Raw genomic sequence first — 4,011 nt, forward strand, 5'->3', positions numbered from 1 at the left:
GGGCAGGGGTCGGGGATCATGCGGGCTCCCCGTTGAGGGCCGCGAGGTCAGCGAAGGTGGCGATGGCGGTCATGCCGCGACCCCCATCGACTCAGCGATGGCGGCCACGATGTCGCGGGCAGCGGGCGGGGTCACCGCGTTGCCTGCCAGGCGGACCCGTTCGCGCTTGGTGCCCTGCCAGCGGTAGTCGAGCGGGAAGCTCATCCCGGCGGCGATCTCGTGCGGCTCGAGCATGCGGAAGGTACAGTCCTCGGGGTCGATGGTCGCGGCGGGCTCCAACACGGACTGGACGTTGCTGGCGGTCATCGTGCGGAACGGTTCATGCGCCGGGGTGACCATCTGCCCCGCGTCGCCGCGTGGGGTCTGGTTGCGCATCACCAGCGCGTAGCGATCGACGGTGGTCAGCGTCCCGACAGGCTGGCTGGTGGGCTTGGCCGTCTCGGAGGCGGAGTAGTACGGCACGAGTAGGCCGTGGTTCTCGCGGGTCGTGACTGTGCGCATCGCCTCATCGGTCGGATAGGCACGTTCGTGCCACGTCCCACCAGAGGGCACGAGCAGCCCGTGGTGGTTGCCGCTCGCGGCCACGGTGTCCAGCGGCTCATCGGTCAGCTTCGGCAGCGTGTCCGGTGTGGCCTGCTTGCCGTCCCGACCTTCGACGGGCACCAGCAGGGAGCGGGTGTAGGCCGTGGTCTGGGTGCGGAGCGGCTCGTCGGTGGTGGAGATGATCGGCGCAGACCGGATCGCGTCAAGGATCAGGCCCTTCGTCGCGGTGGTGTGCAGAGTGCGCAGCGGCTCCGTGGTGGGCCACACGCGGCTGTACGCGCCGGGGATGCCGTGCTGGGGGTGCTTGGGGTCGTGGGAGTCGTACTGGTTCCCCGCCGCCTCGATGATGAACTCATGGCCGTATCTTCTGAGCCCCTCGCGGATGCGGGCCATCGTCTTGGCGCTGAGCGGCTTGTCGCGGTCGCCGATCCGCTGGCCCTGGATCGTCCAGTCGATGGCGTGCGATGCGGGCAGCCAGGCCGGTTCCACGATGGTGGAGCAGTCGCCGCAGACGAACACGTACTGGGCACGGTAGCGGCCCACGGCGCGGCCGTTCTTCCACGCCTTGCGCGACTCGATGGTGCGCTGACAGGTCGGGCACCAGGCCTTGGGGCGCTGGATGCGCTCCAGATTCGGGGCGCGCTCACCCTCAGGCCACGCGACGACGTAGAGCCGGTCGCGGGACTGGGGCGCGGGCAGGCCGTGGGCCTGGGCGTGCATAGAGTTGATACTGAGCACCGCGAACTGGTAGCCCAGCTTCGTCAGCCCACGCCGCCACGCCTCCCACGCTCGGGCGTACTTGCCCTGCGTGGCCACGTCGACGACGTTCTCGACGACGACGGCACGGTAGCGGTGGTGCTCGATGAAACGCAGCACGTCGAACATGAGCAGCCGCGAGCGGTTGATTTCGTCCTCGTCGGAGGATTCCAGGTCGACGGGAACGTCGTCGAACAGGGTGGGGTCTCCGCCCATCTCGCGGCTGAGCGCCTTGGCCTTGGAGTTGGCGATAGACCACTTGGTGCATTCGGGGCTTGCCCAAAGCACGTCGGTGCGGGGGAAGTTGCGGGGGTCTTCGAGGTGGAGGTCGACGCACGCGTGGTCGGTGTCCTGGTGGTTGTCCTGGTGCACGTCGACGGCCAGACGCCAGTGGTTGGCCGCGAGCGCGACGTGGACGCCGGGCACGGATGCGGCCCCGGTGGAGCTACCTCCTGCCCCGGCAAAGATGTCGGTGATGGTCAGCATGTCTCAGGTCCTTTCGTCGTCGAGGCCGCCCAGCAGGTAGGCGGCGGCGGGCTTGGTGGCGAGCGCCCATAGACCGGCGGCGGTGAGCAGCAGGGCCAGGGCGATGAGGGCGGCGCGGGTCATCGGACCCTCACCGCCAGCCTGCAGTCGGCGCACTCCTCAACATCGTCGAAGTCGGCGTCCGACTCCATGACGCTCCCGCAGGGGCAGTCCCAGCGATACACGATGTAGACGTGGACCTCCGGCAGCTCGTCCTCGCTCATCGTCCGGCCTCGATCTGGTCGGCGCGGTAGGGGTTCGGGCCGCAGCCGCATTCGCCATATCTGGCGTAGGGGTCGGTGCATCCGGCGGCGTGCCCTTCCTCCCACGCCTCCGCCTTGGCCTGCCGGATGATGTCGGGCAGGACGGCGGCCAGGACGGCGCGGGCGGCGACGTGTGCGCGCGCAACGTCGAAGTCGAGGTGGTCCAACTCGTCGGGTGGGTTTTCGCCGCAGCACTTCCCGCAGCCCATGATCCCGAAGGTGAGCGCCTTCCTCCCCTGCTCGATCATCTCGTCGGTCAGGTATTGGTCGAGGTCACTCATCGTCGTCTCCGATCAGTGCGGCGCGGGTGCAGTCTGGGCAGTAGTGCTCGCCGCCGTCACGGTCGCCGGGCTTGGTGCCCGTCCAGCCGTCGGGCAGCTGGCTTTCGGAGCCGATGATCCGACCGAGCCCGCCGAGGGTGAAGTCGAGTTCGACAGCGCCGCACATGCCGTCTTCGCCGTCGCACATCACGACGGGGTGCGTCTGGTCACTCATCGCCGTGCCTCCTGCTGGCGGCGGCATACGTCGGCCTCGGCCTGCTCGATGCGGTCGCTCGCGGCGTCCCTGATGGCGAGCAGGGCCTCGACCGTGGCGGTCAGGGTCTGGCCGATGATGGGCGCCGTGTAGACGCTGGTGGTGACGATCTGCAGGGCCACCCCCCTGGCCCACTGCTCGCGGTCGGGCAGGACCGCCTCGTCGGCCGCGTCCCTGAGCGCCTCGGCCTTGGCCTGCCGGATGATGTCGGGCAGGGCGGCGGAGAGGGCGCGCTCAGCGGCCTCGCGGTGGTACTGCCTGGCGTCGCGTCCGGCCCCCTCCCAGCCGTCCTCATAGAGCGCCTTCGCGGCTTTCTCCACCGCCTCGTCGGTTAGGTAGTCATCGGTGGTCCGCCCGAGCGATCCGTTGAGCGTCATCACCTCCGGCGGCTCGAAGCTGGGCGACGGCCGCTCCGGGTTCACCCGCGCCTCACCCATCAGTCTCACCCGCCTCGGGGATCTCGCACGAGAAGGTGTCGAGGTAGTCCCACGCCCCATCGTCGCCCCCGATCAGTGCAGAGCGGATGGCGGCGACGGTGGTGCAGGGGTGAGTCACTGTGCATTGCGCACAGATGAAGCGCGGCTCGCACTCACAATCGGAGCGCGCGTAATGGGTGATGCATCCGATTGCGAGTGCGGGGTGCATCTCCAGCACCGCCCAGACGGCGGCGATGAGGCGGGGCAAGTCTTGACGGGCAGCGGCAATGAACTCGGCGTCGGGCAGGTCGTCCCGCATGGAGCACTTGGCGATGAACTCGGCGTCCTCGTACTGCGGCGCATCCGACCAGATGCGGGGCAGCTCGTGGGGACCGTGAGTGGCGCTCCACGGCCCATCGGTGGCGGCGTCGCAGCGGGCCTGCATGGCGTCCAGCAGGGCCTGCAGTTCGGTGCTCACCACAGCCTCCAATCGGGTGTGCCGTAGATGCCGGCCAGGAGCACGAGCAGCGCGGTGGCGACACATATCAGCACGGCGGCGGCCATCTGGGTCCAGAAGCGTGCGGGGGTCATGATGCGGCCCCGATCCCGAGCGCTGCGGCGATGTCCGGCTGGAGTCCGATCTGCTCCCCGAACTTCGCGGTGGCGAAGGTGCCGAGAGCTTCGCTCGCCTCGTGCGCGGCGAACGTCTCCTTGGCCAACGCGATCAGGTTGGCGATGCGCTGCTGCTCAACGAGGGCGAGGGTGGCATCGTTCAGTGCGGCCAAGGCAACGACAATCGCTCCCGCGTCCTCCCCTGTCTCGTAGCTGCTGAGTGTCTGCTCCATGCGGCGGTCTGAGCGGGCGGCGTGGTCGATGCGGGTCATGATGCGTTCTCCAGGCGGTAGATCTGGTCGCCCTCGGAGCGCGGGCCGGGCGTCGTCTCGACGACGGCGCGGCGGGGGGTGGGCGGGGGG

At 69.2% G+C, this 4,011-nt stretch carries 7 protein-coding genes; all 7 read right to left on the reverse strand.

What is annotated here, in order from left to right; genetic code table 11:
• Positions 1 to 69: 69 nt before the first annotated feature.
• The 7 genes from BN1186_RS00095 to BN1186_RS00120 all read right to left on the reverse strand — a co-directional run bounded on the left by BN1186_RS00095 (position 70) and on the right by BN1186_RS00120 (position 3,921).
• Positions 70 to 1,785, reverse strand: a complete 1,716-nt coding sequence (locus tag BN1186_RS00095) for a DNA cytosine methyltransferase (RefSeq protein ID WP_040281358.1) — start codon at positions 1,783 to 1,785, stop codon at positions 70 to 72.
• A gap of 119 nt (positions 1,786 to 1,904) precedes the next feature.
• Complete coding sequence (locus BN1186_RS15290) at positions 1,905 to 2,048, reverse strand: hypothetical protein (RefSeq protein ID WP_180348981.1); 144 nt, start codon at positions 2,046 to 2,048, stop codon at positions 1,905 to 1,907.
• Positions 2,045 to 2,368 (reverse strand): hypothetical protein, encoded by a 324-nt coding sequence (locus BN1186_RS00100; protein ID WP_040281361.1) that lies wholly within the window; start codon positions 2,366 to 2,368, stop codon positions 2,045 to 2,047. Before BN1186_RS00100 ends, BN1186_RS15290 begins: the two co-directional genes overlap by 4 nt.
• Positions 2,361 to 2,582: a hypothetical protein gene (locus BN1186_RS00105; RefSeq protein ID WP_040281363.1), complete on the reverse strand. Its 222-nt coding sequence runs from the start codon at positions 2,580 to 2,582 to the stop codon at positions 2,361 to 2,363. Before BN1186_RS00105 ends, BN1186_RS00100 begins: the two co-directional genes overlap by 8 nt.
• Complete coding sequence (locus tag BN1186_RS00110) at positions 2,579 to 3,058, reverse strand: hypothetical protein (protein ID WP_040281365.1); 480 nt, start codon at positions 3,056 to 3,058, stop codon at positions 2,579 to 2,581. Before BN1186_RS00110 ends, BN1186_RS00105 begins: the two co-directional genes overlap by 4 nt.
• On the reverse strand, positions 3,051 to 3,515 hold the full coding sequence (locus BN1186_RS00115; RefSeq protein ID WP_040281367.1) for a hypothetical protein: 465 nt from the start codon (positions 3,513 to 3,515) through the stop codon (positions 3,051 to 3,053). Before BN1186_RS00115 ends, BN1186_RS00110 begins: the two co-directional genes overlap by 8 nt.
• Positions 3,516 to 3,624: 109 nt before the next feature.
• Positions 3,625 to 3,921 (reverse strand): hypothetical protein, encoded by a 297-nt coding sequence (locus BN1186_RS00120; RefSeq protein WP_040281369.1) that lies wholly within the window; start codon positions 3,919 to 3,921, stop codon positions 3,625 to 3,627.
• Positions 3,922 to 4,011: the final 90 nt, after the last annotated feature.

It is taken from the genome of Tessaracoccus massiliensis, from assembly GCF_000826065.2.
GTDB lineage: Bacteria > Actinomycetota > Actinomycetes > Propionibacteriales > Propionibacteriaceae > Arachnia > Arachnia massiliensis_A.

What these genes read in the sequence shown, in the direction of transcription:
- BN1186_RS00095 (WP_040281358.1), bottom strand. Translation starts at nt 1,785, where the DNA reads ATGCTGACCATCACCGACATCTTTGCCGGGGCAGGAGGTAGCTCCACC.
- BN1186_RS15290 (WP_180348981.1), bottom strand. Translation starts at nt 2,048, where the DNA reads ATGAGCGAGGACGAGCTGCCGGAGGTCCACGTCTACATCGTGTATCGC.
- BN1186_RS00100 (WP_040281361.1), bottom strand. Translation starts at nt 2,368, where the DNA reads ATGAGTGACCTCGACCAATACCTGACCGACGAGATGATCGAGCAGGGG.
- BN1186_RS00105 (WP_040281363.1), bottom strand. Translation starts at nt 2,582, where the DNA reads ATGAGTGACCAGACGCACCCCGTCGTGATGTGCGACGGCGAAGACGGC.
- BN1186_RS00110 (WP_040281365.1), bottom strand. Translation starts at nt 3,058, where the DNA reads ATGGGTGAGGCGCGGGTGAACCCGGAGCGGCCGTCGCCCAGCTTCGAG.
- BN1186_RS00120 (WP_040281369.1), bottom strand. Translation starts at nt 3,921, where the DNA reads ATGACCCGCATCGACCACGCCGCCCGCTCAGACCGCCGCATGGAGCAG.